Source organism: Hydrosulfovibrio ferrireducens, from assembly GCF_046883345.1.
Taxonomy (GTDB): Bacteria; Desulfobacterota; Desulfobulbia; order Desulfobulbales; family Desulfurivibrionaceae; genus Thiovibrio; species Thiovibrio ferrireducens.
In genome coordinates this window covers 76,855-102,493 of record NZ_JALKCW010000005.1, presented here as the reverse complement: position 1 = coordinate 102,493, position 25,639 = coordinate 76,855, and the positions used below count along the sequence as shown (strand labels likewise).

Genomic DNA, 25,639 nt, shown 5'->3' with positions numbered 1-25,639 from the left:
CGGTTGTATTTCATTCGAACCCCCGGCCCTCGCCGGCTTCCTCGTAGGTCACGCCATCGCGGATGTGATAGATGCGCTTGAAGGTCGGGATTATCTTTTCGTCGTGGGTGACGATGATGATGGCGGTTTCGTATTTGCGGGCCATATCGTTGAGAATTCGGATTACCGCGAGAGCACGTGCGCTGTCGAGCGGCGCGGTGGGTTCGTCGGCCAGAATAACCGGCGGGCGATTGATCAGGCCTCTGGCAATGGCCACCCGCTGCTGTTCGCCGCCGGAAAGCTGCGAGGGCATGGCCTTGGCGCGATGCTCCACATCGAGTGATGTGAACAGCTCTACTGCCCGGCTGCGCGCCTCGGCATTCGGTATTCCCGCCAGCATGGGCAGGAGAGCGACGTTGTCGGTAACGTCGAGGAAGGGGATCAGGTATGGCGCCTGAAATATAAAGCCGATTTTGTCGCGGCGCAGTGCGCGCAAATCAGTAACCTTCCAGCCGTCGTCATAGATCACCTCGTCGCCGAGAATCATCCGCCCGCCGCTGGGCTCGATCACCGCGCCCAAGCACTTGAGCAGCGTGCTTTTGCCCGAGCCGGAAGGGCCGACCAGACCGATCACCTCGCCGGGAGCCACTTGCATGTCCACGCCCTTCAGGGCCTCGACGGCGGTGTCGCCGCTGCCATAGCGTTTCCGCAGACCTTCGATGCGAATGCCTTTGCCTGTCATGTCAGCCTCCAATGGCCTCGGCCGGATCGACCTTGAGGGCTGCGTGAATGGCAATGATGCTGGCGAGGATGCAGATTACCACCACGGCAATGAAGCCGATAATGGAGTCCATCGGCTCCAGCAGCACATATTTGGGAAAGATCGGCGCCATCAGCAGGGTGGCCGTGATCTTGCCCACCACAAAGCCGATCAGGCCCAGAGCAATGGATTGCTGCATGATCAGGCCGACAATGGTTCGGTTTTTGGTGCCGATCAGCTTCAGCACGGCAATCTCGCGGATCTTGCCAAGCGTCAGGGTGTAGATGATGAACGCGACAATGGCCGCGCTGACAATGGAAAGAATCACCAGGAACATGGCAATCTGTCTTGCCGAAGTGGCGATCAGCTTGCCGATGAGGATTTCTTCCATCTGGGCGCGGGTGTAGACCGTCAAGCGTTTCCATCTGCGGATCGATTCCGCCACCTTCTCGGCGGCATGGCCCGAGCCAATCCGCACCAGAACGGCGTTGACGTACGGGTTGGTGCTTTGCGAAGCGATGACCGCAGCAAGGAGATCCGGAACCTGCGGCCGGTTGAAGGCCGGGTTTTCCGCGGTGCGGCGGCGTTGCTGGCGGATGGCGTCGTTGTCCTTCAGAAACTGGGCCTCCTGGGCATCCTTGAGGGGGATGAAGATCATCGGGTCGCCGCCGGAAGAGACCATCCGCCGGGTCAGGCCGACCACGGTGTAATGGTTGCGGCGGATCTGGAGACGGTCGCCGAGTTTGAACCCGGAAGCAAGGTCGGCTACGGCCTCGTAATGGCCCCGGGTGATCTGCCGGCCGGCGACGAGGTACGGAGGCCAGCCGGGGGCGCCCGGCTCTCCGGCCATGATGCCGGTGACCATGGCGCGCACGTCGCGCTCGCCTTGGCGCACCTGCATGGTGAGGTAGGTGACGTTGGCCGTCCGCGCGACACCCGGCATGGTGCGGATCGAACGCCAGGTATCGTCGTAGATGCTGGACGATTCGGCATAGGGCCCGAGGGTGTCCTTTTGCACCACCCAGAGATCGGCGCCGCTGTTGTCGAGCAAGACCTTGCCGTCGTCCACCATGCCGCGGTAGATGCCGGCCATGGACAGGGTTATGCCGATCAGCAGGCCAAGGCCCACGCCGGTAAAGACGAATTTGCCCCAGGCATGCATGATGTCCCGGCCCGCAAGGCTGATCATGGCTTCACTCCGGGAATCCGGTCAACGATGGTGATGCGGTTGCGCGCGCTCAAGGACTTTGCGCTATAGACAATCACCTGGTCGCCGGCTTGCAGCCCCTCGCGCACCTGCACATTGCCATCCAAATCGGCGGCGCCCAAGATGACCGGGGTGAAGCGCAGGTCGCCGTTGTGCACCTGCCATACCCCCAAGCCGCCATTGCGTTGCTGGACAGCGGCATTGGGGATGACCGGCGCGGCCGGCAGCGGTGGCAAGGCAACGGTGACTTCCGCCAGCTCGCCGATCGGCGGCAACGGCTCGGGAAGCTGGTCAAATACAACCTTGGCCAGGGTTTCCTCGGTCACAGCGTCGGCCAATGGCTCCACCCGCAATACTCGTCCCCGCGGCAACTCGACTGTCTGCGAGCGCAAGACGATTGTGGCCGGCAATTTGGCGGCAAGCCCGTGCGCACGAATCTGGTCGAAGCGGACATTGACCCACAGGCTTTTCGGATCGATCAGCTCCACCACCGCCTGTCCGGCGACAATCGTGGTGCCGGGGTCTGCGTCGCGCGCGGTGATCAGGCCATCCACCGGAGCGACAAGCTTCAGGTTTTTGCGCTGGGCGATCAATGCCTCGCGATCGGCCTGAACGCGAGCCAATTCCTCCCGCGCCGCGTTCAAGCCTGCTTCGGCCACCTGCAGCTCATGCTTTTTGGTGGCCACGGTTTCCTCGCTTATCGCGCGCACTTCCAGCAACTGTTCATAGCGCCGGGATTGCGTTTGCGCGTAGCCCTGGCGCGCCAGGGCTTCACTGAGCAGCGCCTTGGCGCGTTTCAGCGCGGCCTCCTGGCCCTGGATCCTTTCGTCAAGGTCAACCGGGTCCATTTCGCCAAGCACCTGTCCGGCTGTAACCGTGTCGCCCACCTGCGCATCCAGGCGTTTGATCCTCCCAGCAAAGGTGGGACCAATTTTGTAGGTGTAGCGCGCCTCAATGGTGCCGATACCGAACAGGGCCGGGGAGATGGCGCGATCTTCCACCGTGGTCACCGTCACGGGCACCGGGGCAAGCGGCCCCGAACGCAGGGCGACATAGATGAAGAGGGCGAGAAGAGGCACCAGCACCACCACCAGCGCCAGGGTGCGTCCTTGTATGTGTATGGGGAAACGTTTCATCATTGTGTGTTCCTTATTCCCTGCCGGAAAATGGCAAAGACTCTTGGCGCATCATGCATAATGCGTCCTACGTCATTGGCCAAGAGTGATTGCATCACCAGGCCTTGGATCATGCCGATAAAGAGAAAGGCGGCAGCCTCCCTGTCGAGATTGGCGTCCAGTTCTTTATTTGTTTTCCCTCTTTCTATCAGCCGATGCAGCCGCTCTCGGTAGCGGTGTGTCAGTGTTTGCGCAATGCGCTTTGGTATCGTCTCCCCGGCATGTTGCATCTCGCCGAACAGTATGCGGGGGATGCCCGGGTGCTCAATGATAAAATTCACATGCGCCATGAACATGGCCTCAAGCGCGGCGAGCGGAGACGGAGCGGCCCGCGCCGCTTTATCCACCAGAAACAGCAGCCGCTCCGCCACCCACTCTATTACTGCTTGCAAGATGGCGTCCTTGTTGGGGAAATGGCGAAATACCGCGCCCTGGGTCAGGCCCATGCGTTCGGCAATGGCAGCCGTCGTAATATCGCTCGGGTTTCGTTCCGCGGCCAATTTGATAACGGTTTCGACCGTTACCGCCCGGCGCTCGTTCGCCGGAAGATGTTTGACATGTGGGATCATAAAAGCTCCGATAAAGATAGTAATTGATTACTATCTTTATCGGAAGCGGTGCTTGTGTCAAGATTTTTATTCAGGGCCATGAGTGTATTGCTCGCGGCACATCGAGCGCCAAGTGATCATAAAAGCGGGCTAGGGTTACAGGCTGGCAAGGATGCTGGGCAGGTTGACCAGGTATTCCCGAATGGCGTCGCGCACATTCCGGTAATGGCCCAGAGCCTCTTCCTCGCTGGCGGCGTTCTTGGCGAGACGGGGCGGGTCGGGAAATTCTTGGTGCAATCTGATCGCCTTGCCGGCAAACAGGGGGCATTGCTCATGGGCATGGTCGCAGACCGTGATCACATAGTCGAAGGTGATGGACTCCAGTTCGGAGAGCAGCTTCGAATACTGGGTGCTGATATCGACTCCGGCCTCGGCCATGACCTTTATTGCCAGGGGGTTGAGGCCGTGCTTTTCGATGCCGGCCGAGTAAAACTCGTAGCGATCCGGATGGAGAGAGTTGCCCCAGCCCTCGGCCATCTGGCTGCGGCAGGAGTTGCCGGTGCAGAGAAAAAGAATCTTCAGTGTGCGCATGGAAAATGATCCTGGGTTGGGTTTGCTGTCAGCAGCAGCCCGCGACTCGGCAGATCGCCTCCCGGATGAATTCCTGGGGGATGGCTTCATGAACCTGGCCGTGCCTGATTATGGTGCGGCAGGATTCCTCCTTGCCCGTGAGGTCGCCGCAGGAGCAGCAGCAGCTTTCCGAGGCTGTTGTCATGGGCAAGACACTCTCCAGCGGTTTGCCGTTGATGAGGATCAGGTTCGATTGGCTGATCTCCGCCCCGCTCAGCTTGGTTTCCGTGAACAGGATCTCCACCCCCTTTCCCCTGCATTCCTCCCGCAGGCGTTGCACCGTCTCAGCTATACCCTGTCCGGTCTCGGCGCACCGGTCGCAGGTTTTTCCTTCTTTGTCCAGATGGCGCCACTCAACCGTGATTGTTTCCATTGTGTTCTCCTAGATAACCAGATTGAAAAGATAGCCCACCAGCAGGATGCCACTGCCGACCACGCCGACAAAGGTGGCGATGAGCGCCGGTTTTAAGACCTTGCGGAGGATGACCATCTCCGGCAGGGAGAGGGCGATGACGCTCATCATGAAGGCCAGGGCCGTGCCCAGGGCCGCGCCTTTGGCAAGCAGGGCCTGGAGGACCGGGACGATGCCCGCGGCGTTGGCGTACATGGGGATGCCGATGACCACGGCCAGGGGCACCGACCACCAGGCGGACTTGCCCATGATCGAGGCCATGAACCCTTCGGGCACATAGCCGTGTATCCCCGCGCCTACAGCGATGCCGAGGATGACATAGATCCAGACCCTGCCCACGATGTCCCGCACCGCCTGCCATCCGTACTGCACCCGTTCCCGGATATTTTCCGGCATGGCGGCTTCGGTGGTGCCGGCCAGCACATGCTTGACCCATTCCTCCACATGGTTCTCCATGTGGAGGCGGCCGATGGTCCAGCCTGCGACAATGGCGATGACAAGGCCGGTGACGAGGTAGAGTCCGGCCACCTTCCAGCCCAGCAGCCCATAGAGCAGGACCAGGGCGACCTCGTTGACCATGGGCGCGGCAATGAGAAAGGAAAAGGTGACGCCCAGGGGGATGCCCGCGGTGACAAAGCCGATGAACAGGGGCACGGCGGAGCAGGAGCAGAAGGGGGTGACGATGCCCAGCAAGGCGGCTAGCACATTGCCCACGGATTCGCGTTTGCCCGCGAGGATCTTGCGGGTTCTTGCCGGAGTGAAGAAGGAACGGAGGATGCCCACCGCAAAAACCACCAGAGCAAGAAGCATCAGCACCTTGGGCGTGTCATAGAGGAAGAATTGGATGGCCTTGCCCATCCGGCTGTCCGGAGAGAGCGCGAGCAAATCAAAGGCGAGGAAATCGGCCAGGGCGGGAAGCTGTTTGTAGACAAGAAACCAGAGGGACAGGGAGAGGAGCCCCCCCGCCAGGTAGCGGATGATGACGGCCGGGGGAAGAGGCGGTTTTGGCCGTGGAGGTTGCGGAGCAAGATTGGCCAGCGTGATGGGTTGCATTCGTGTATCCCTTGTGGTGTGCGGCGGGTGTGTGAATGGGGGATATGTCTATATAGCCAAATCACTATATGGCTATGCTTCGGCATTGTCAAGGGGACAGATTGGAGCGGGGCGGGCTGGGGGGCTGGAAACGAGACGTTCCCGCTTCTTATGGCCCGACCTGAACGGCCTTGCTCGTGATTTCAGGGGAAAGGGTGAAGCCGGTTTTTTTCAGGAGGGATGGATTGATAAAGGCGTTCCAGCGTTGGTTGGCGGCAATGGGGATGCTGTCCGGCCTGGCGCCCTTGATGATGCGCAAGGCCGCCTTGGCCGCCCATTCCCCCTGTTCTCCGGCGATCTTGGCCATGGTCAGCATGGTGTAGGGCGCCATCCAGTCCAGGTAGGAAACGGTGAATTTGGTGGCCTTGTTCCTGACCTGGGCAAGGGCGAGATCATGGCTCCAATCGTTGATCCCTGCGTTGTTGCCGAGAATTATAAAGTCAACCTTCTGCGCCTCGAGGAAGGCGTTTTCCCATTCCGCCATGGTTTTCACCGGCCGGTGCGTGATGGTGATGCCATGCTTGGCGTACACCTTTTGGTTCAGGGCAACTTCCTTGTGCTGGGTCATTTCGTCCGCGGAAAGGAACACCCCCTGTCTGGCATTGGGAACGGCTCTGCGCACCTCCTTGGCCAGGGTTTCAACGGGGCCGATCTCCACCATGCCGGTGGTGTTGCGGTAGGGGTAGCCGTAGGGCTCCACGGTCCAGTTGACTCCGCAAAATACCACGGGCACCGCAGCATTCTTGAGGTGCGGCATGACCAGGTACCGCGAGACATTGTCGTCGGCGGCGATGACCACATCCGGCTTCCAGGTTTCGATGAGTTTTTTCGCTTCCAGCCCCTTTTGCCGGGCAAATTCCGGGGAGAGGTTGCGTTTGCCGTCCATGTAGAACTTTTTGATCTCGCATTGGCCGGACAGCACCTTTTTCATGGCGTCCTCGATGTCGTCATTCCAGACATAACCGGCATGGTAGGAGGAAACGTATAGGCAGCGGGCCGCAAATCCTGTTTCCGGGATGAGCAGCATTACCGCGAGGCTGAGAAGGGCGGTTTTGAGGAAGAGGGCGCTGATTCGGGGTGTGTGCATGGGGCGGTTCCCTTGCCGGCGGAGGGGGACTGAAAGGAAGGGGCAATTGCCTTATTGCAGCATCATAGCACCGGGGATGGAAAAAAGAACAGGAGAATTTCCAGGGTGGGTTCAGCCGGTGAGCACCTGGTTGGAAAGCTCGTTGGTGTCATCGGTTTTGACCGGAAAATGGTTGGCCAGGATACCGCCCACCGCTTCAATCTCCCGGCACAAGGCGTCGCAGGCCTGTCCTTGCCGTATGCCGGTGGCGACCTCGTTGGCGTATGCCTGCAGGGTTTCCTGGGAAATTTTCAGGTAGATGCCCCTGTCCGCCAGAATCCAGACCTTGTGTTCGAGCAGGGAGATGAAGAACAGTACCCCGGTGTTGTCGCGGGTGGTGTGGAGCTCCTTTTCGTAAAAGGTGCGGAGCGCCCGTTCTGCCACCCGGCTTTCCTTCCGGGTTTCGGGGATGAACAGCCGGAGCAGCGGGGGGCAGAACTTGGCCAGGCCGCCCACAAGGGTGGCGCCGCCCAGCAAAAGGGGCAGAAAGTATCCGAGGCTGTCGGCCAGGAAAAGGTCGGTGATGACGAGGGCTATCAGGCCGCCGATGCTGAGGCCTGCCAGCATCCTTGCCTCGGGGTAGGTGTCGCTGCTGTCCACCACCATGGCGACAACCTCGCCGGAGGTTTTTTCCTCCACCCCGGAGATGGTCGCGGCGATCCGCTGCTTTTCCGCCTCTGTAAAAAAAGTCTCTGCGCGCATCATCTACCAGCCCCCCGAGGCGCCGCCGCCTCCGAACCCACCGCCGCCGAAGCCGCCGAAACCTCCGCCACCGCCGCTGCCAAAGCCGCCGCCTCCCATATACAATCCTCCCCCCCGTCCGGCATTGGCAAAGAGGATCGGGAGCAGCAGCCCCAACAGGGCGCCGCCCGGGATAAGGAGGAGCAGGATCAGCCAGCCCAGGGGCGAAGAGACCCCGAGGGAGGCGAACAGCGGCAGGAGCGCCGCTCCGGTGAGGGCGCCTGCCGGTTTGCTCAACCGTCCGAGAAAGCCGACCAGGATGGCAAAGAAGATGAGGTAGTTGAACAGGGAGGATTGGCCGGAGGTACGCGCTCCCCGGCCAGGTCTGCCGGTACCCTTGAATTCGCCCCGGGCGGCGCTGATGATCGCGGCAACTCCGGCGGCAAAGCCTTCGTCAAGCTGGCCCGCCTTGAAGCGCGGCGATATGACCTGATCAACGATGCGGCCGGCAAGAAGGTCGGTCAGCACCCCTTCCAACCCTCGGCCCACCTCGATGCGGATCTTGCGGTCGTCCTTGCTGACCAGGAGCAGAACCCCGTTGTCCTTGCCCTTCTGGCCGATCTTCCAGGCCTCCACCGCGCGGATGCTGAAATCCTCCAGCGCGTCGCCTTCCAGGGAGGGGATGGTCAGCACCGCGATCTGGGTGGAGTCGGACTGCTCAAAGGCCAGGAGCGTCTGCTCCAGCCTCTGGCGCTCAGCCGGCGAGATCATCCCGGCCAGATCGGTGACATACCCTTGGTATTGCGGAACCTCCAGCGCCTTGGCTGCTGCGGGAGCAACAACAAAAAGAAGGCAGAGGCCGAGAAGAAAGAGGAGCCGCTGCGCCATGCCGGCCCGATATGCGGTATGCCGCCCAGGGTGCGACATGGGTTAGAACTTTACCGCCGGGGCCTTGGCCGCGCCCTCTTCCGCCTTGAAAGCCTCGCGGCGCGGCAGTTGGAGCATGAGCTTGTTGGTCAGGTTGTTGGGGAAGGTGCGGATGGAGGTGTTGAAGATCCGCACTGCCTCGTTGTACCGGACCCGGGCCACGTTGATCCGGTTTTCCGTGCCTTCGAGCTGGTGCTGGAAATCGAGGAAGTTCTGATTGGCCTTGAGGTCGGGATAGCGCTCTACCACCACCATCAGACGGGAGAGGGCGGAAGAAAGCCCTCCCTGCGCTTCCTGGAATTTAGCAAAGGCCTGGGGGTTATTGACCACTTCGGCCCCGGCCTGGATGGTGCCGACCTTGGCCCGCGCCTCGGTTACGGCGGTGAGGGTTTCTTTCTCGTGGGCCGCGTAGGCCTTTACCGCTTCCACCAGATTGGGAATGAGATCTGCCCGCCGCTGGTAGGAGGCTTCCACATCGCCCCAGGCCGCGATCACGGCTTCGTCGTTTTGTTGGATGGTGTTGTAGCCACAACCGCTCAAGCCCAGGGTGAGAAACGCTACACTGACAAATACGAGGAATCTCTGCATGGTGGTTCTCCTTACAATGGTCTTGGGAAATCGTGATATCGGCGTCTTCCTCCGTGGATCCGGCGACAACAGGCACGGCGGGGAGGAAATATCCGGAAAATTACTGGTGCCCTCGGTACGACTTGAACGTACGACCTACCGCTTAGGAGGCGGTTGCTCTATCCCCTGAGCTACGAGGGCTGAAGTATTCCTTTTTCAGCACAAAAGAAGGGTCGTACTATACCATCGGCAGTTCAATGCGCAATATCTTTCTTGGCTGGAAGCGCTTGTGCCGCTTGGCAGAAGAGTGATCCGGACTGGATTGCTCATGCCTCTGTTGCGCTCCCTCCGGAGTGGAGAAAGATGTGGGGAAAATGGTGGCCTCGTAAAAGGGAAACAATGACGTACTTCGCAATAACAAGGAGAGAGTTTCCCCATCTCCGCCGCCTTCGGTCGTTTTTTTCTCCTGCCGCACGCGGCGTTTGTCGCGGCCCGCGCCTCTCAGCGATTGGAACAAAAATGCTGGCCCGCCTGCCGGGATGTGCTAGAATGACGCAGGATACATTGAAACCTGGCAGGGGCCGGGGCGTCTTTGACCGAAACGTTTTTGGGGTGAGACCCCGGTGCTGTCGGACGATCGTGCCCAGGGCGCGCCGGATATTTGAGGGAGAGGCGGAATGAAGATTGCCACTGCGGAACAGATGCTGCTCTGCGATAGATTGACCAGCGCGGAATACAACATTCCCGGCCTGGAGCTGATGGAAAACGCAGGACGCGGTACGGTGGCGGCCATGGCCCGCCATTTTGGAGGGCTGAACGAACGCAAGGTGCTTATCTTTACCGGACCCGGCAATAACGGAGGCGATGGGTTGGTGATCGCCCGGCTTCTTCTGGAGCAGGGCGCCCGGCCGCAGGTGGTGAGCCTGGTTCCCCTTGAGAAATTGCAGGGGGATGCGGCGCGAAATCTGGATCGGGTCAAGCAGTTGGCCATGCCGCTCTACACCTGCCTTGACGAAGAGGAGTTGTCTTGGGTGGAACGGCTGGTGGGGGAGAGCGATCTTCTGGTGGACGCCCTTTTCGGCACGGGGCTGCGCAGCCCGGTCACCGGGGTGTTCGCCGCGGTGATCAGATGTCTCAACGCCAGCGAGGTGCCGGTGGTGGCGGTGGATATCCCCTCCGGGCTGGCTGGCGACACAGGTATTCCCCAGGGCGTCAGTGTGCGGGCTCGGCTCACCTGCACCTACGGTCTGCCCAAGTTTGCCCAGGTCGAACCGCCGGGCAAGGAATATGTCGGGTTGCTTGAGGTTATCGATATCGGCATCCCCGCCGAGGTGGTGGAGCGGATCGGGATTACGGTGGAGTGGCTGGATCATGCCTGGGTCAAGGGAGTGATCCCGGCGCGGGGGGTGGCGTCCCACAAGGGAACCTTCGGCCACCTGCTGGCGCTGGCGGGTTCGCTGGGCAAAGCCGGGGCCGCGGTGCTCTGCGGCTTGGGCGCGGCGCGCTCCGGGGCAGGGTTGGTGACCATCGCCGCGCCCAAGATGCTCTGTGGGGTGTTGCAGGGAGCGTTGCCCGAGGCCATGACCGAACCGCTCGCTTTTTCGCAAAACTATCTCTCCGAACCCGACTACGAACAGTTGCTGGCCTCGGCCCATGGCAAGGCGGCGGTGGCTGTTGGCCCCGGCCTGGGGACAGCGGAAGAAACCGGGCAGGTGGTGCGCAAGTTTTACCGGGAGTTGCGGCAACCCATGGTGGTTGATGCCGACGGCCTCAATCTGCTGGCCGGAGAGGTTGCCGTGCTTGCCGCCGGACCCCGGGTCTTGACTCCCCATCCTGGGGAAATGTCCCGATTGGCGGGGATTTCAACCGTTGAGATACAGGGCAAGCGTCGGGCGGTGGCCGCGGATTTTGCGAAACGGCATGGCGTGTATCTGGTCCTGAAGGGGGCGTCCACGATCATTGCCGCGCCGGACGGGCGGTTGGCCATCAATCCCACCGGCAATCCCGGCATGGCCGCGGGCGGCATGGGCGATGTGCTGACCGGACTCATCGGCGGCCTGTTGGCCCAGGGCGTGGCGCCTTTTGAGGCCGCCTGCCTGGGGGTTTATGTCCACGGCCTGGCCGGGGACCGGATTGTCCGGGCAGGGCGGCCGTTTGGTTTTCTGGCCGGTGAGTTGGCCGCGGAGATTCCCGCGGCTTTTCAGGAGGTGCTGGAGAAAGGCGGCGCACTATAGATGATTGGGTGGGGATAATTCGTAACCGGGTGTTTTTGCGGTTTTGCGTTAAATTTTTTTGGGAGAAAACACATGCTGATAGCCAAGGAGATCATGGCGAAGAAGGTCGTTTCGGTAAAGGCGGATCTGCCGGTGGAAAAACTGGCGGGCGTTCTCTGGGCGCACCGCATCAACGGAGCGCCGGTGGTCGATGAGGACGGGCTGCTGATCGGCGTGGTGACGGAAAGCGATCTGGTGGATCAGACCAAGAGGTTTCACATCCCCACCGCCATCTCCATTTTGGACTCGGTTATCTTTTTGGACCGCGCCAAAACGGTGGAAAAGGAGATCACCAAAATGACCGGCGCCACGGTGGGGGATATTTGCTCCCGGGAACCCGTGACCATTCGTGAGGATACCCCCCTGGACGAAATCGCCACCATCATGGCCGAGAAAAAGGTTCATACCCTGCCGGTGCTCAAGAACGGCGTTCTGGTCGGCGTGGTCGGCAAATCGGATATTATCCGGACCCTGGCCAGGGGGTAAAGCTGAGTTGAGCAGCTTGCCTGCTCAAACAAAACTTATACCCGAAGGGTGAAAAGCTGAGTTGAGCAGCATGTCTGCTCAACGGAAACGTATGGACTGTGGGTATAATTCAGTCGAGCCGGACCTGGACCAGGCCGCGCACCGAGTTGCCCACGAACAGCGCCTCGGCGTGTTCAAGATCCCGGCGGGTCAGGATGGCTTCCCGCACCGGGAGGGGGGCGTGCTCCAGCAGATATCTTCGGAAAACTCCGGGCAGAAGGCCGCATTCCATGGCTGGGGTAAGCAGGGTTTCCCCGTGCAGGATAAAGATGGAGGTGATGCTTCCCTCGGTCACCTCTCCCCTGGTGTTGGTGAAAAGTACCTCGTACATCCCCTCGGCCACGGCCCGTTGCCGCTCGCTGTCGTACAGCTCCCTCCGGGTGGTTTTGTGAAAAAGCCACGGTGCGTTGGGATCCGTGGCCTTGGCCGAGATGCTCACTTTCGGCAATTCCGCGCGGGCAGTCCGCGGCATCGGCCAGGTGATGGAGGCCGGGGCCGGGCAGGGGGCGGCCTCGAGTTCCATCCGGCCGCTTCGTGCCAGGGTTAGCCGCACCCGCATGGGCGAGGCGGCAAAATTCAGGGCCAGCCTTTCGAGCCGGGCCAGAAACTCGGGCGGGTTTGCGGGATAGCGGAAGTAGGCGGCGGAAGCGGCCAGCCGTTCCAGATGTTCCTCCAGGAGCCAGTAGCCGGAACCCGGCTGCCAGAGCAGGGTTTCAATCAGGCTGAAGGGGGGGGCCGGATCGCTCAGGAAACGTCCCTTGAGCAGGCACTCCCGCCACTCCTGCTCCGGGTCGGAATCGTGGATGATCCCGGAGCCGATGCCCATTTCGCCAGTGCTCCCGTTGAGTTCGATGGTGCGGATCGGCACGTTGAAGGTTGCCTCACCCGTGGGGGCGATGAAGCCGATGGCCCCGGTGTAGACGCCGCGCGCCCCGTTTTCCAGCGCGCGGATGATTTCCATGGTCCGGATCTTGGGGGCGCCGGTGACCGAGCCGCACGGGAACAGGGCCTTGAACAGGGATTCGATCCGTGTTTCCCTGGGCAGATGGCCGGTGATGGTGGAGGTCATCTGGTGCAGGGTCTCGTAGGTTTCGATGTCGAAGAGGGAGCGAGTCTGCACCGTTCCCGGGGTGCAGATGCGGCCCAGGTCGTTGCGCAGCAGATCGACGATCATCACGTTTTCGCTGCGGTTTTTTGCATCGGTCTGCAAAAACGCCATCAACCGGGCGTCTTCCGCCTGATACGGGCCGCGGCGGATGGTGCCTTTCATGGGGCGGACCAGGCACTGTTCGCCGCTCCTCTTGAAAAACAGTTCCGGAGAAAAGGAAAGAATGCGTTGATCGCCGGAGCGGAGGTAGGCGCCGAAGGAGACGCTCTGGTTGCGCCGCAATGCCTGATAGAGCGCTTCCGGTGAACCCTCGAAGTCAAAGAGCAGCTTCAGGGTGAAGTTTACCTGGTAGGTGTCGCCGCTTTCGATATATTCCTTGATCCTGGCAAGGGCTGCGGTGTAATCGGTTTTCCCGAGGCTGGGACGCAGATTGGTGATGCGGTAGCCGGTGGAGGTCCCGGTTTGAGGCGGATTCGGCCAAAGGGCGCCGAGCGGCTCTCCCGAAAGGTGGTCGAAGATCAGAGGGGCGCGGAACACGCCCAGTCTGGCCAGGGGCTTGTGCGGATCGAGGCGGATGTGTTTTGCCAGGGAGGGTTCGAGTAGATACCCGAATTCATATCCCAGCCAGCCGGCCAGGTACAACCCCTCCGCGAGAAAATCCTCGGCCTGTTGGAAAAACCGGGCAGGGTCGTCGTGGGGGTAACAGGCAAGATGGGTTACCGGGGTGTGGAAAAAATAGGAGCGCGATTCCTCGGCGGTTACCCTGCTGGTCTCAAGAAAAACGCAGTCCTCGCTGGCCGCCATGGCCATGATCCGGGTTAAGGTCTCGTCTGTTAGGGGGCAAGGCATTGGGTTTTTTTCATGATGGTTATTCTGGTCGGCGCAGCGCATGTTTCTGGAGGAATGGTCCTTTCTGGAATGTAAATTCTTTACCGAGTCGGGGGAAGTTAAGCAAGGTAAAAAAGGATGCCGTGGGCAGTTGCGGCTTTCTTTGTGATTTTTGGGACAAGAGGCGCACTTCGTCTTGCGGGAACAATAGGAATATTTTATAAAAACAGGTGCCGGGTATCCACCGGCATATTTTTGGTGCGGACAAGAATTGCTCTGCGTGAGCTTTGGTTAGACAATATCTATGGAGGGTTGTGCGTTATGTTGATTAGAGACTGGATGGCGAAAGACGTCCTGACCGTGGATGAGAACACTTCTCTGATGCGTGCCACCAGGATACTGAAGGAAAACAGCATCCGTCGTCTGCCGGTGGTTTCCCATGGGAAATTGATCGGGATCGTGACGGATCGGGATGTGAAAGACGCTTCACCTTCCAAGACAACATCCCTGGATATCCATGAACTGTACTATTTGTTGTCGGAGATGAAGGTGAAGGACGTGATGACCTCCAATCCGCTTACCCTGAGCGAGGACGATACCCTGGAAAAAGCCGCGCTGGTCATGCTGGAGGACAAGATCTCCGGTTTGCCCGTGGTGGACGGGCTGGGGCATCTTGTCGGGCTGCTGAGCGAAACCGATGTCCTGCGGGGCTTCATTCACAGCACGGGCATCAAGGATGGCGCCGTTCAGTTTGTGCTCGACCTGCCTGATGTCGCTGGTTCGGTGACCCGGGTTATTGAGTCCCTCCGCAAATTCAATGCCAGGGTTATCAGTGTTCTCACCTCGTTCGAGGATGCCCCGGAAGGGAAAAAACGGGTGGCTGTTCGGGTGATGATCGATGATGCCGGCCAGGAGGAAGCGATGACCAAGGAGCTGCGGGAAACATTTACCGTGGTCTACCATGGCAAGGACGAATTGAAAAACATGCCGCGCAAACGGGCTGTTTGATCCGGCGGAAGCCGGAGAAGATGAAGACGAGGCAGTGAAGCTGCGGAGCTGAGACAAACCGCAGGATCTTCAGCGAACTGTCAAAAAAAGAGTGGACGCATTATGAGCCGTGTTGCCGGGAGTGCCCGGAAACACGGCTTTTTTTGTTCCAGGCTATAAAAGCGAGTCGCTGCTCTCGGTGGTGGGCGGTTCTTCCTGGGGCCAAGGCGGGGTATCTTCCCGGAAGGCCTCCAGAGTGACAGGGCCGCCGACCGCTGACCCTGGCTGGCCGGTGCGGTTGTCCATGGGCAGCAAGACAATACCCGGAGGAATTTGGAAACCGCCGGACGGGGGATAGGTCTTCTTTGCTTGGTTCATGAAATCAAGCCAGATGGGCGCTGCTGCCAGTCCGCCCGTTTCGGCGCTGCCCAGGGAGATGTTCTGGTCGTGCCCTATCCAGACGCAGGTCGTCAGCTCAGGGGTATAGCCGACAAACCAGGCATCCACATTCTGGTCCGTGGTTCCGGTCTTGCCGGCTGCGGGCGCGCCGAAGCTGCTGATGCCTTTGGCCGTGCCGTCGGTGATGACCGCTTCCATGATGCGGGTCATCTGGTAGGCAACCCGTGGATCAACGGCCTCGCTGAAGGAGGGCTGCTGTTCCTCGAGCACCTTGCCGCTGCTGTCCACAATTTTTTCAATGAAAAGAGGCTGGGGCATCCGGCCATTGTTGGCAAAGGCGGCGTATGCCCGGATCATCTCAAGGGGGGAAACTCCGGAGGTTCCCAGGGCCAGGGAGAGATCTTTTACCAGGGGGGAGGTGATGCCCAGCCTTCTGGCCAGATCGATGGTCTTGGCTGCCCCGACCTGTTGCAGAATCTTGATGGTGGGGACGTTTCGCGAGCGAACCAGCGCGTTTCTAAAGGAGGTGGGGCCCTCGAATTTATTGTCGTAATTCTTGGGCGCCCAATACTGCATCGCGGTGGCGCCGCGAAAATGAATCGGTTCGTCGACAATCATGGTGGCCGGGGTCATCCCGTTTTCAAGGGCGGCGGCGTAAATAAAGGGCTTGAAGGCTGAACCCGGCTGACGGCGGGCCTGGGTGGCCCGGTTGAACTGACTTTTGTCAAAATCGGTGCCTCCCACCATTGCCCGGACGCGGCCGGTCTTCACTTCCATGGAGATCAGGGCGGCTTGGGGCAGGGTATCGGCGTGTTTGCTCTGGCGGATGGCCCATTTGGCCGTGCCGCGTTTTATGGCCATGTTGGCGGCCTGCTGCATGTTCTGGTCAAGGGTGGTGTAGATGCGAAGGCCGCCGGTCAGTAGGGCCTCGGTGCCATATTTGCTTTCGACGTAGGCCTTTACATACTCAACAAAATAGTTGTTTTCCGTGGGGCCTTCCTTGGCGGGATTCCAGAGCAGGGTTTTTTCATAGGCCTTTTGCGCGGCGGTCGGGGTGATATATCCCTCTTCCGCCATGCGGTTCAGGACATAGAGCTGTCTGTTCTTGGCAAGCTTGAAGTTGCGAAACGGTGAGTACCGGCTTGGCGCTTGCGGCAACCCGGCAAGAAGCGCGGCTTCGGCAAGATTCAGATCCTGAACGCGTTTGTCGAAGTAGATCTGGGCCGCGGCCTCAACTCCATAGGCGCCGCTGCCCAGATAAATCTGGTTGAGATAGATGTGGAGGATTTCCTCTTTGCTGAGGGCGGTGTCGATCCGGTAGGCGAGAATTGCTTCCTTGATCTTGCGAGTGTAGGTTTTTTCCGGGGTGAGCAGAAGCGCCCTGGCGACCTGCTGGGTGATGGTGCTGCCGCCTTGGCCCCGTTCCCCCGAACGAATGTTGTGGATAAGCGCCCGGATGATCGACCAGGCATCAACCCCGCTGTGCTGATAAAACCGGGAGTCTTCCGCGGACATGAATGCTTGGGGGAGAAACTCCGGCATTGCCGAAAGCGGGACAAGGGTCCGGTTTTCCCGTGATACATGGGTGATCGGCTGTTTTTCCGCGTCGTAGATGATGGAAGTGGTGGCGGGACGGTAGTGTTTCAGGGTGCCGATTGAGGGAATATCAAGGGAGATAAAGAGGTATAAGGCCGCGCCCAGGCCGAGGGTCAGGATGAGGCTGATGGCGAGCAGGAAGAGCGTGAGCTGGACATGGGTCCAGGTCCTGATTGTGGGCTGGGTCGTATTTTGCACGGCAGACACTGAAAAAGCTATTCATTAATAGAGCGGAACAAGACGATGTCGATTTCCACCCGGTGGCGTCAGCGCATGATAATACAGGGTTAGCGCGGCAAGGTCACTACATTTCTTGGGTGAGAGGCTTCCGGGGAGAAAGAAAAAAAGGATCCTAGGCCGCCACCGAGGATCCTTTGCAGGGAAGGAATAGATTGAGTCCGCTTGCGCGGAAAGACGGAAGGTCGTCTGTCTTGTGTCTCGCATGGTCGGAAAACCATGTTGTTCCCTTCTGTGTCTTAAAGCAATCACTGTGCCAGCGTGTGGTTTTTTTGCTGTTTATTGTTTCAGGTTAATATTATCTCCTTTTGTTTCGGTTGGTTAACTTATTTTCATCGCGGTGTTTTTTGGGTTGTTCGGATTTTCTCTTGCGGGTATAGTTGTACGCGCTTGGCTCATTTTGATCCCTGATTCGCGCGCAGTCGGATCATTTTTTGCCAAGTCTGGTGATGTTGGCCTTGTGCCGCATTGTGTGTTGTGTGATGGTGGAGTCCGGTCTGCCGTTTTCGCTTTTGTGTTGGAAATTCCAGGCTATCTTCCTGTTTTTTCGCGTTGTTTCCGTGCGGAAAACAGTATGCTGGAGTTGTCGGAAAAAGAGATATTGCGCCCTCTTGTTAAGAGGCGTTTTCATTTTGGGCTAAATGTGCATAAAAAAAATACCAAAAACCGGAATCTCGAAAGAATAAAAACTTGACAATGGCTTTTTCCATTTTGTAATTTGAGAATAACAGTATTGGCTCGGGTGGGTTTCCCCCATGTGGGACGGCCTAAAGATTTTCACTGAAAAACAACACGCAAAGGAGGGTCGCAGGGAAGAGGAATATGGTTTGGTACGTCGCGGAAGTGATTCGTTTGGAACCGCCATTCCGTTCGGGTCGACGATGAACCACAAGCCTGGAAGATCAGGTCGTTTGATTGAGGAGAAAAAAATGGAAGGTCTACTTTTTTTAATTTTCTGGATCGGAGGTGCAACACTCCATACCGTATTTGATCTCAAAATCAAACCGTTGATCCAGGCCAATGAGGAAACATTGCCATGATGCTCTCTTGTGGAGACTAGCGGGCAAGGTTTCCGTCATTCTGGATCGCAAGATTAACGATTAAATTACGCATAAGGAGAGTTGTTCCCATGAATAATTTTTTAGCTGATGTATTGCCGCGGGAAGGCGGCCTCGTTGCCAGCCCCACCCGTTCCTACAACGTCACCATTGCCATCGGCGGCCTGCTCGCCGCCCTCGGTCTTGCCGCCGGGGTGCATTCCATGTATGTCGGCCATGAGCACACCTTCGGCGTCACCCGGGAAGTTCCCTGGGGGTTGCTCATTGCCACCTATGTATTCTTTGTGGTCAGTTCCACCGGGTTGTGTCTGATTTCCTCCATCGGCCATGTTTTTGGGGTTGAGTCGTTCAAGCCCATTGCCAAGCGTTCCGTGTTCATGGCCATCGTCACCATTGTCGCCGGTTTTTTCGTGATCGGATTCGAGATTGAAAACCCCTGGCGCATGCCCATCTATAATATGCTCTCCCCCAATCCCACCTCCAATATCTGGTGGATGGGAACCCTCTATGGAGCGTATCTCTTCTTCATGGTTGTCGAGTTTGCGCTGTTGCAGATGGAGAAGCATAAGATCGCCGGGATGTTCGGCCTGCTGGGTTTGGTTTCCGGTATCGCCGCCCACAGTAACCTCGGCGCGGTTTTTGGTCTGCTTTCCGGCCGTGAGTTCTGGCATGGGCCGTACATGCCCATCTATTTCATCACCTCAGCCATGATGTCCGGCTGCGCCGCGGTTATCTTCTTCCATTATCTCGGCTACCGGGCCAATGGCTGGAAGATGAGCGAGAAGCTGGAGAACTCCCTTATGGCCACGGCAAAATTGGGGGCAACCCTGATCGCGGTGATCATGTTCTTCACCACTTGGAAGATGATCTCCGGCATCAGCGGTCAGCCGCCGGGAAAATACGAGGCCATGATGGCTTTGGTGAGCGGCCCCTATGCGATCAACTTCTGGCTCGGCGAGGTCATGCTCGGCATGGTTATTCCCTTTGCCATGATCCTGGCCGCCCGCGCCAAAAATCTGCCCGTGCTCTTCTGGGCCTCGGTCTCCAGCGTTGTCGGCATCTTCTTCATGCGCTACGATCTGGTTGTGGTAGGACAGCTCGTGCCTTGGTACCATGAGTTCGGGCTTGTTGATATGCCGCATCTGCTCACCTACACCCCTTCCCTGCATGAGATTGTCATCACCTTGGGGGCAATGGGAATCTGTGTCATGGGATTTTTTATGGGTGAAAGGCTTTTCAGGGGGCATTTGTCCGAGGATCATTAAGCGCGCAGAGGAGAAGGATTATGGTGGCCAAGAAAAAAACGGCCATCCAGCCTTTGCGGCCTGATTTGCCGATTTACCCCATCGGGGTGGCAGCAAAGCTGTTGGATGTTCATCCGAGAACACTTCGTATCTACGAGGCAGAAGGGCTGGTTCATCCCCAGCATACAGGATCCCGGCGGCTGTATTCCTTGAACGACATCAAGTGGGTGTCATGTGTGCGCTCCATGATCCATGATCAGGGGATCAGCATTCCGGGGTTGAAAAGGTTGTTGACCCTTGCGCCGTGCTGGGAGATCGCGGAATGCCCCGGTGAGGTTCATGAAACCTGCGAATGTCTTTTCGACAGGGCCGTGCCGAGGTCGTTGCGTGTCGCGGGCGATGAGGTGGCAGAAAAAAAAGCCAAGGCGGCCGACCGGGCCAAGAAAAGCGCCGGTTCCGGCCGCAAGAAGCTGGTCGGGCGCAGTTGATACGACTGGTGGTTAACCAATAAAAAAAGGGCCGGAGAGATTCTCTTCGGCCCTTTTTTTTTAGTTCATCCGGGAATTGCAGGGAAAGTGTCGAGGCATTTTTGCGGTTCTCTCTTTCTTCTTTTGCGTGCCCAAAAGAAGAAACAAGAAAAAGGCACCCCAACCGGTCCTGGCCCTACGGGCTTCCCTTACTTCTCGCCGAGGGCGGGACGCGGAAAAACTCGGGCTTCGCCCTCAGACAGTTTCAGCGTCTTTTTCCGCCCCCGTCTGCGAGGCGCGGCAGGACAAATGGGGGAAGGGAAAATCCCGTTGGCACGCAGCCGAGCAGCGGAGAGTCTGCCGAAAAAGGGCTTTGCACTGTTTGAGTACCCCATGCGGGGCATAAACTCCTGGCATCCCGCCATCGGCGGGACAAGTGCCTGGTCGCCCTTTCTTTAGTTCGTTTTTTTTGGCAAGCAAAGAAATAAACGGACTGATTTCATCGCCTCTTTCTCCGCGATTCCCGGATGAATCTTTTTTTATTGGGTTTCTTCGCAAAAGATGGAAAGGCCTGATGGTGATGTCCGTCTTCCCGCAGTCCAGTCCATTCTCTGCGTGAAGGCTCCGTGCTGCAAAATATCTTGACCAGGGAGGGATAACGCAATATATTCGCGGAGTGAACATTCATTCCGGAAAAGGGACCCCCTATGGCGACTTCTGAAAAACGTCAGGAAATACTGCACGCGGCATTGGAACTGATTGCCGAGCATGGGTTTCACGACGCCCCCATTGCCGCAATTGCCGAGCGGGCCAGCGTGGGAGCGGGGACCATCTACCGCTATTTTGAAAACAAGGACGTGCTTATCAATGAATTGTTTCAGGCGTTGCATGATAGAATCTGTGCAGGAATCCTGAAAGGATATGCGCCTGATAGTTCGCTCAGGGAACGGTTTGTCCATCTGAGCACGGCGCTGCTGCGCTATTTCATCGATAACCCCTTGGATTTTCGCTACCTGGAGCAGTATCATAACTCCCCCTATGGTGTGGCCTTTCGCCGGGATCGACTTTTGGGCAGCGAAGGCAATGGGGATCTGTACCGCAGCCTCCTCGAAGAGGGCGTTGCCCAACAGATTGTAAAGGACCTCCCTCTGGTTGTGCTTTTTGCCTTGGCGTTTGGCCCTCTTCTGGCTGTGGCCAGGGACCATATCCTTGGTTTCGTCGAACTGGATGCATCCTTAATCGCGCAAACCGTTCAGGCCTGCTGGGATGGGATCAAGAGGTAACTGCGCGCGGCATTTCCGGAAAAGGTCGTTATGTCGCGGTGCGGAGTAACTCCGTGTTCTTGTGTTCGGTCGTGCAATTCTTCCCGCTGCTGGCGCATCAGTTCGTTGCGCTGGCGAGCAAGCGAGGAAGTGGCTCAATTCCTTTGAGGTATTTATTGATGGAAACCATTGGCAAAATCAAACTGCTCGCCCTGGCGGGACTCGTAATCGGCATATTCGCGATAACCGGCTGCAAACAACACTCTCCCTCCGGGGCTCAACCCTCCGCCCCCGAGGTGGGGATTGTGGCCATAACCACCGCGCCGGTCACCTTGACCATGGAGCTGCCGGGCCGGACCTCACCCCGCTTGATTGCCGAGGTGCGTCCACAAGTGGGAGGAATCATTCAGGAAAGGCTGTTCGTGGAGGGGTCGGAGGTGAAGGCTGGGCAGGTGCTGTACCGGATTGATCCGGCCACCTATCAGGCCGCCTATGCCAGCGCCAAGGCGGCCCTGGCCCGAGCCGAGGCCAATCTTCTTCCTGCCCGGCTCAAGGAAGAACGCTTCCGCGAGTTGGTGGCAATCAATGCCGTGAGCCGGCAGGAGCATGATGACGCCAGCGCAATGCTCAAGCAGGCGGAAGCCGAGGTGGCGGCCAATCAGGCGGTTGTTGACGCCGCCCGCATCAATCTGGATTATACCAGTGTCAAGGCGCCGATATCCGGCCGGATCGGCCGTTCGACCGTAACCGGCGGGGCCTTGGTCACGGCGAACCAGGCGGCGCCCATGGCCACGATTCAGCAGCTTGATCCCGTCTATGTGGACGTGGTTCAATCCAGCGCTGAGTTGCTCCGCCTGAAGCGCAATCTTGCCAATGGCGAGATCAAGGGGCAGGATGCAGGCCAGACAAAGGTCACGCTGGTACTGGAAGATGGTAGCTCCTATCCGCAGGAGGGAGTCCTGAAATTCAGTGAAGTGACCGTGGATCAAAGCACCGGCTCCGTCACCCTGAGGGCTCTTTTTCCCAACCCGGAGCAACTGCTGCTGCCCGGCATGTTCGTCCGCGCCATCGTGCAGGAAGGGGTCAGCGAACAGGCCATCCTGGTGCCGCAGCGCGGAGTGAGCCGTAATCCGAAAGGAGAGGCCATGGTCATGGTGGTCGGCGGTGAGGAGAAGGTGGAGCCGCGCGTCATCAAGGTTTCGCGCACGGTTGGTGAAAACTGGCTGGTGAGTGATGGCTTGAAGGTGGGAGATCGGGTGATCCTGGAAGGGATTCAAAAGGCGCGCCCGGGAACCCAGGTCAAGGCAGTGGTGTTTGGCGCCAAGCCGGAGACTTCCCCGGCCGGTGCCTCGCAGCCTTCGCCCGCTAAAAAGTAAAGGAGCCCCTCCATGCCTCGTTTTTTCATCAACCGCCCGATCTTTGCCTGGGTCATCGCCATCATGGTGATGCTGGCCGGGTTGCTGGCGATCAAGACCCTGCCGGTCTCCCAGTATCCGCCCATCGCCCCGCCCCAGATCACCATCAATGCCAGGTATCCGGGCGCCTCGGCTCAGACCGTGCAGGATACCGTCACCCAGGTCATCGAGCAGAAGCTCAACGGCATCGACAACCTGATCTATATGTCCTCCACCAGCGATTCATCCGGGACGGTGGCCATCAACCTGACCTTCAAGGCCGGCACCGACCCGAACATCGCCCAGGTTCAGGTGCAGAACAAGCTGCAGCTTGCCACGCCGCTCTTGCCCCAGATCGTGCAGCGCCAGGGGATCTCGGTGGTCAAATCCACCAAGAACTTCCTGCTCATCATCGGGTTGGTTTCGGAAGACGGTTCCATGGACCGTAACGACCTAGCCGACTATATGGTTTCCAACGTCCAGGACATCGTCAGCCGTCTGGAGGGGGTAGGGGAATTGCAGTTGTTCGGCTTCCAGAACGCCATGCGGATCTGGCTGAACCCTGCCAAGCTGAACAATTTTCGCCTGACCACCAACGATGTGATCGAGGCGCTGCAGGCCCAGAACGCGCAAGTTTCGGCCGGTCAGTTCGGCGGCACTCCGGCGGTGGCCGGGCAGCAACTCAACGCCACCATCACCGCCCGCACCCTGCTGCAGACTCCGGAGCAGTTCGACGCCATCATCCTGCGCACCAACCCTGACGGCTCCACGGTCAGACTCAAGGATGTCGCGGAAAGCAGGATCGGCACCGAAAGCTACGATATTCAGTCGCGCTACAAGGGCAAACCCATGGGCGGCATGGCGATCCGGCTCGCTGCCGGCGCCAATGCCCTGGATACCGGCGATCGGGTCAAGGCCAAGATGGCGGAACTGGAAAAATATTTCCCCCCCGGCATGAAGGTGGTCTATCCCTACGACACCACCCCCTTTGTCAAGATCTCCATGGAAGAGGTGGTCCAGACCTTGCTTGAGGCGGTCTGCCTGGTCTTTATCATCATGTTCCTCTTCCTGCAGAATTTCCGGGCCACCCTGATCCCCACCATCGCGGTGCCGGTGGTTCTGCTCGGCACCTTCGGGGTGCTGTCGGCCAGCGGCTTTTCCATCAATACCCTGACCATGTTCGCCCTGGTCATCGCCATCGGGTTGCTGGTGGACGATGCCATCGTGGTGGTGGAGAACGTGGAGCGGATCATGTCCGAGGAGGGGCTCTCGCCGCGGGAGGCCACCATCAAGTCCATGGGCCAGATCACCAGCGCCCTCTGGGGCATCGCCACCGTGCTCACCGCGGTCTTTCTGCCCATGGCCTTCTTCGGCGGCTCCACCGGGGTTATTTACCGCCAATTCTCCATCACCATCATATCCTCGATGATCCTGTCGGTGCTGGTGGCAATGATCCTCACTCCGGCCCTCTGCGCCACCCTGCTAAAACCCGTGCCCAAGGGACATGAGGCCTGTGAGAGCGGCTGGTATTGCCCTTTCTTCCGCTGGTTCAACAAGTGGTTCGATCGCCGCCGGGATCAGTACGAACGGCTGGTGAGCCGCTCCTTTGCCAAACCGGTCCGTTATCTGGTGGTTTACGGGCTCATTGTCGTGGTCATGGCCTTCCTTTTTCTGCGTCTGCCCACCGCCTTTCTGCCGGACGAGGATCAGGGCTTTATTATCTGCCAGGTGCAGTTGCCGGCCGGCGCTACCCAGGAGCGGACCCTGAAGCTCATCGAGCAACTGGAGCAGCATTTCCTGGAGCGGGAGGCCAAGTCGGTGGAGGCCATTATCACCATCGCCGGCTTCAGTTTCGCGGGGCGTGGCCAGAACATGGGGCTCGCCTTTGTGCGGCTCAAGGACTGGGATCTGCGCAAATCCAAGGAGTTGAAGGCCGTCGCCGTGGCCGGGCGGGCCATGCAGGCCTTCTCGCAGTTTCGTGACGGTTTGGCCTTTGCCTTCTCTCCCCCGGCGGTGATCGAGTTGGGGCAGGCCAATGGCTTTGATTTTCAGCTCCAGGATCGCGGCGGCCTGGGACACGACAAGCTGATGGAGGCGCGCAGCCAATTGTTGGGCATGGCCAAGAACAACTCCAAGCTGATCGCCGTCCGTCCCAACGGCCAGGACGATGCCCCCCAGTTCAAGCTCGACATCGATGACGTGCGGGCCGGAGCCCTGGGGCTCTCCCCGGACGACATCAATACGGTGCTGAGCACCGCCTGGAGCAGTTCCTACATCAACGACTTCATCCAGAACGGCCGGGTCAAGAAGGTCTATCTCCAGGCCGAGGCCAAATACCGGATGCTGCCGGAGGATATCAACCGCTGGTATGTCCGCAATGCCAAGGGCGAGATGGTGCCGTTTTCGGCCTTTGCCACCGCCCATTGGCAGTATGGCTCTCCCCGGTTGGAACGCTATAACGGTATTCCCTCCGTGCAGGTCATGGGGCAGGCGGCCCCTGGGATCAGCACCGGCGAGGCGATGGCCGAGATGGAAAGGATGGCCGCCGAGCTGCCGCCCGGATTCGGTTTCGAATGGAGCGGCCTCTCCTATGAGGAGAAACAGGCAGGCAAACAGGCGCCGGCCCTCTACGCCATCTCGCTGTTGGTGGTGTTTCTGGCCGTGGCGGCGCTGTACGAGAGCTGGACCATCCCCTTTGTCAACCTGTTGATGCTGCCGCTGGGGCTGGTGGGTGCGGTTGCCGCGGTCACCATGCGCGTCCTGCCCAACGATGTCTATCTTCAAATCGGTCTCTTGACCACGGTGGGGCTTTCCACGAAGAATGCCATCCTGATCATCCAATTCATCAAGGCGCAGATGCAGGAGGGGCAAGAGCTGGTTGCGGCCACCCTGGCGGCGGTGAAGACCCGGCTGCGTCCGGTCATCATGACCTCGCTGGCCTTTTTCTTCGGCACCTTGCCGATGGCTTTGACCCGCGGGGCGGGCGCCGCGGCCCAGAACGCCATCGGCACCGCGGTCACCGGCGGCTTGCTCTCGGCCACCTTCATCGACCTGATCTTCATCCCGTTTTTCTTTGTCCTGGTTTCCCGGCGCTTTGCAAAAAAGCAGCCGGCGCCACAATCCCCGGCTGATCCCAACGTTGCGGAGGTGCAGTGAG

The 25,639-nt window shown here is 59.1% G+C and carries 22 protein-coding genes and 1 tRNA gene; 9 read left to right on the top strand and 14 right to left on the bottom strand.

All coding sequences use genetic code 11. From position 1 onward, the window contains the following. Nucleotides 1-10: 10 nt before the first annotated feature. The 12 genes from MWR57_RS01435 to MWR57_RS01380 form a co-directional block, all read right to left on the bottom strand. Nucleotides 11-721 carry an ABC transporter ATP-binding protein gene (locus MWR57_RS01435; RefSeq protein ID WP_423123004.1) on the bottom strand — a complete coding sequence of 237 codons (711 nt, stop codon included), beginning with the start codon at nt 719-721 and terminating at the stop codon, nt 11-13. A 1-nt stretch (nt 722) separates the two neighbouring features. Beyond that, complete coding sequence (locus MWR57_RS01430; protein WP_423123003.1) at nt 723-1,928, bottom strand: ABC transporter permease; 1,206 nt, start codon at nt 1,926-1,928, stop codon at nt 723-725. After that, entirely contained in the window at nt 1,925-3,082 is a 1,158-nt protein-coding gene (locus MWR57_RS01425) for an efflux RND transporter periplasmic adaptor subunit (RefSeq protein WP_479723930.1), read from the bottom strand. Before MWR57_RS01425 ends, MWR57_RS01430 begins: the two co-directional genes overlap by 4 nt. Then, nucleotides 3,082-3,690 (bottom strand): TetR/AcrR family transcriptional regulator, encoded by a 609-nt coding sequence (locus MWR57_RS01420; RefSeq protein ID WP_423123001.1) that lies wholly within the window; start codon nt 3,688-3,690, stop codon nt 3,082-3,084. The genes MWR57_RS01425 and MWR57_RS01420 overlap by 1 nt, the downstream gene beginning before the upstream one ends. Nucleotides 3,691-3,825: 135 nt before the next feature. After that, nucleotides 3,826-4,260, bottom strand: a complete 435-nt coding sequence (locus MWR57_RS01415) for an arsenate reductase ArsC (RefSeq protein WP_423123000.1) — start codon at nt 4,258-4,260, stop codon at nt 3,826-3,828. A 28-nt stretch (nt 4,261-4,288) separates the two neighbouring features. Next, complete coding sequence (locus MWR57_RS01410; RefSeq protein WP_423122999.1) at nt 4,289-4,672, bottom strand: DUF2703 domain-containing protein; 384 nt, start codon at nt 4,670-4,672, stop codon at nt 4,289-4,291. 9 nt (nt 4,673-4,681) lie between these two features. Beyond that, nucleotides 4,682-5,764 (bottom strand): permease, encoded by a 1,083-nt coding sequence (locus tag MWR57_RS01405; protein ID WP_423122998.1) that lies wholly within the window; start codon nt 5,762-5,764, stop codon nt 4,682-4,684. 148 nt (nt 5,765-5,912) lie between these two features. Continuing rightward, entirely contained in the window at nt 5,913-6,890 is a 978-nt protein-coding gene (locus MWR57_RS01400; protein WP_423122997.1) for an ABC transporter substrate-binding protein, read from the bottom strand. Between the two features lie 111 nt (nt 6,891-7,001). Then, complete coding sequence (locus MWR57_RS01395) at nt 7,002-7,634, bottom strand: TPM domain-containing protein (protein ID WP_423122996.1); 633 nt, start codon at nt 7,632-7,634, stop codon at nt 7,002-7,004. Continuing rightward, the gene (locus MWR57_RS01390) at nt 7,635-8,498 is read right to left on the bottom strand and encodes a TPM domain-containing protein (protein ID WP_423122995.1); all 864 of its coding nucleotides are present in this window, start codon (nt 8,496-8,498) and stop codon (nt 7,635-7,637) included. Between the two features lie 42 nt (nt 8,499-8,540). After that, nucleotides 8,541-9,125 (bottom strand): LemA family protein, encoded by a 585-nt coding sequence (locus MWR57_RS01385; RefSeq protein ID WP_423122994.1) that lies wholly within the window; start codon nt 9,123-9,125, stop codon nt 8,541-8,543. Nucleotides 9,126-9,229: 104 nt separating this feature from the next. Further along, nucleotides 9,230-9,305 (bottom strand) — tRNA-Arg (locus tag MWR57_RS01380). A gap of 476 nt (nt 9,306-9,781) precedes the next feature. Between MWR57_RS01380 and MWR57_RS01375 the strand changes: the two genes are divergently transcribed. Together MWR57_RS01375 and MWR57_RS01370 are read left to right on the top strand one after the other, a co-directional pair. Continuing rightward, nucleotides 9,782-11,338 (top strand): NAD(P)H-hydrate dehydratase, encoded by a 1,557-nt coding sequence (locus MWR57_RS01375; protein WP_423122993.1) that lies wholly within the window; start codon nt 9,782-9,784, stop codon nt 11,336-11,338. Nucleotides 11,339-11,410: 72 nt separating this feature from the next. Further along, on the top strand, nt 11,411-11,863 hold the full coding sequence (locus MWR57_RS01370) for a CBS domain-containing protein (protein ID WP_423122992.1): 453 nt from the start codon (nt 11,411-11,413) through the stop codon (nt 11,861-11,863). A 109-nt stretch (nt 11,864-11,972) separates the two neighbouring features. Here MWR57_RS01370 and pabB read toward each other — a convergent pair whose 3' ends face one another. Continuing rightward, nucleotides 11,973-13,859, bottom strand: a complete 1,887-nt coding sequence (gene pabB, locus MWR57_RS01365) for an aminodeoxychorismate synthase component I (protein WP_423122991.1) — start codon at nt 13,857-13,859, stop codon at nt 11,973-11,975. Between the two features lie 318 nt (nt 13,860-14,177). Here pabB and MWR57_RS01360 point away from each other — a divergent pair, with 318 nt between their 5' ends. After that, on the top strand, nt 14,178-14,846 hold the full coding sequence (locus tag MWR57_RS01360) for a CBS and ACT domain-containing protein (protein ID WP_423122989.1): 669 nt from the start codon (nt 14,178-14,180) through the stop codon (nt 14,844-14,846). A gap of 153 nt (nt 14,847-14,999) precedes the next feature. On the opposite strand, the gene MWR57_RS01355 is transcribed toward MWR57_RS01360, so the two are convergent. Then, nucleotides 15,000-17,027: a penicillin-binding protein 1A gene (locus MWR57_RS01355; RefSeq protein ID WP_423122988.1), complete on the bottom strand. Its 2,028-nt coding sequence runs from the start codon at nt 17,025-17,027 to the stop codon at nt 15,000-15,002. A 785-nt stretch (nt 17,028-17,812) separates the two neighbouring features. On the opposite strand from MWR57_RS01355, the gene MWR57_RS01350 reads away from it, so the two are divergent. From MWR57_RS01350 to MWR57_RS01325, 6 genes are all read left to right on the top strand, one after another. Then, nucleotides 17,813-18,097 carry a hypothetical protein gene (locus tag MWR57_RS01350; RefSeq protein ID WP_423122987.1) on the top strand — a complete coding sequence of 95 codons (285 nt, stop codon included), beginning with the start codon at nt 17,813-17,815 and terminating at the stop codon, nt 18,095-18,097. Nucleotides 18,098-18,186: 89 nt separating this feature from the next. Then, nucleotides 18,187-19,380, top strand: coding sequence for an NrfD/PsrC family molybdoenzyme membrane anchor subunit (gene nrfD, locus MWR57_RS01345; RefSeq protein ID WP_423122986.1), 1,194 nt, complete (start codon nt 18,187-18,189; stop codon nt 19,378-19,380). Between the two features lie 20 nt (nt 19,381-19,400). Further along, nucleotides 19,401-19,847 carry a MerR family transcriptional regulator gene (locus MWR57_RS01340; protein ID WP_423122985.1) on the top strand — a complete coding sequence of 149 codons (447 nt, stop codon included), beginning with the start codon at nt 19,401-19,403 and terminating at the stop codon, nt 19,845-19,847. Between the two features lie 686 nt (nt 19,848-20,533). Then, nucleotides 20,534-21,109: a TetR/AcrR family transcriptional regulator gene (locus MWR57_RS01335; RefSeq protein ID WP_423122984.1), complete on the top strand. Its 576-nt coding sequence runs from the start codon at nt 20,534-20,536 to the stop codon at nt 21,107-21,109. 158 nt (nt 21,110-21,267) lie between these two features. Beyond that, the gene (locus MWR57_RS01330; protein ID WP_423122983.1) at nt 21,268-22,464 is read left to right on the top strand and encodes an efflux RND transporter periplasmic adaptor subunit; all 1,197 of its coding nucleotides are present in this window, start codon (nt 21,268-21,270) and stop codon (nt 22,462-22,464) included. Nucleotides 22,465-22,476: 12 nt separating this feature from the next. Then, a complete protein-coding gene (locus MWR57_RS01325) occupies nt 22,477-25,638 on the top strand; it encodes an efflux RND transporter permease subunit (RefSeq protein ID WP_423122982.1) in 3,162 nt (1,053 codons plus the stop codon). Nucleotide 25,639 lies beyond the last annotated feature (1 nt).

Coding starts and splice junctions, on each gene's coding strand:
- MWR57_RS01435 (WP_423123004.1), bottom strand. CDS start 721: ATGACAGGCAAAGGCATTCGCATCGAAGGTCTGCGGAAACGCTATGGC.
- MWR57_RS01430 (WP_423123003.1), bottom strand. CDS start 1,928: ATGATCAGCCTTGCGGGCCGGGACATCATGCATGCCTGGGGCAAATTC.
- MWR57_RS01425 (WP_479723930.1), bottom strand. CDS start 3,082: ATGAAACGTTTCCCCATACACATACAAGGACGCACCCTGGCGCTGGTG.
- MWR57_RS01420 (WP_423123001.1), bottom strand. CDS start 3,690: ATGATCCCACATGTCAAACATCTTCCGGCGAACGAGCGCCGGGCGGTA.
- MWR57_RS01415 (WP_423123000.1), bottom strand. CDS start 4,260: ATGCGCACACTGAAGATTCTTTTTCTCTGCACCGGCAACTCCTGCCGC.
- MWR57_RS01410 (WP_423122999.1), bottom strand. CDS start 4,672: ATGGAAACAATCACGGTTGAGTGGCGCCATCTGGACAAAGAAGGAAAA.
- MWR57_RS01405 (WP_423122998.1), bottom strand. CDS start 5,764: ATGCAACCCATCACGCTGGCCAATCTTGCTCCGCAACCTCCACGGCCA.
- MWR57_RS01400 (WP_423122997.1), bottom strand. CDS start 6,890: ATGCACACACCCCGAATCAGCGCCCTCTTCCTCAAAACCGCCCTTCTC.
- MWR57_RS01395 (WP_423122996.1), bottom strand. CDS start 7,634: ATGATGCGCGCAGAGACTTTTTTTACAGAGGCGGAAAAGCAGCGGATC.
- MWR57_RS01390 (WP_423122995.1), bottom strand. CDS start 8,498: ATGGCGCAGCGGCTCCTCTTTCTTCTCGGCCTCTGCCTTCTTTTTGTT.
- MWR57_RS01385 (WP_423122994.1), bottom strand. CDS start 9,125: ATGCAGAGATTCCTCGTATTTGTCAGTGTAGCGTTTCTCACCCTGGGC.
- MWR57_RS01375 (WP_423122993.1), top strand. CDS start 9,782: ATGAAGATTGCCACTGCGGAACAGATGCTGCTCTGCGATAGATTGACC.
- MWR57_RS01370 (WP_423122992.1), top strand. CDS start 11,411: ATGCTGATAGCCAAGGAGATCATGGCGAAGAAGGTCGTTTCGGTAAAG.
- pabB (WP_423122991.1), bottom strand. CDS start 13,859: ATGCCTTGCCCCCTAACAGACGAGACCTTAACCCGGATCATGGCCATG.
- MWR57_RS01360 (WP_423122989.1), top strand. CDS start 14,178: ATGGCGAAAGACGTCCTGACCGTGGATGAGAACACTTCTCTGATGCGT.
- MWR57_RS01350 (WP_423122987.1), top strand. CDS start 17,813: ATGTGGGACGGCCTAAAGATTTTCACTGAAAAACAACACGCAAAGGAG.
- nrfD (WP_423122986.1), top strand. CDS start 18,187: ATGAATAATTTTTTAGCTGATGTATTGCCGCGGGAAGGCGGCCTCGTT.
- MWR57_RS01340 (WP_423122985.1), top strand. CDS start 19,401: ATGGTGGCCAAGAAAAAAACGGCCATCCAGCCTTTGCGGCCTGATTTG.
- MWR57_RS01335 (WP_423122984.1), top strand. CDS start 20,534: ATGGCGACTTCTGAAAAACGTCAGGAAATACTGCACGCGGCATTGGAA.
- MWR57_RS01330 (WP_423122983.1), top strand. CDS start 21,268: ATGGAAACCATTGGCAAAATCAAACTGCTCGCCCTGGCGGGACTCGTA.
- MWR57_RS01325 (WP_423122982.1), top strand. CDS start 22,477: ATGCCTCGTTTTTTCATCAACCGCCCGATCTTTGCCTGGGTCATCGCC.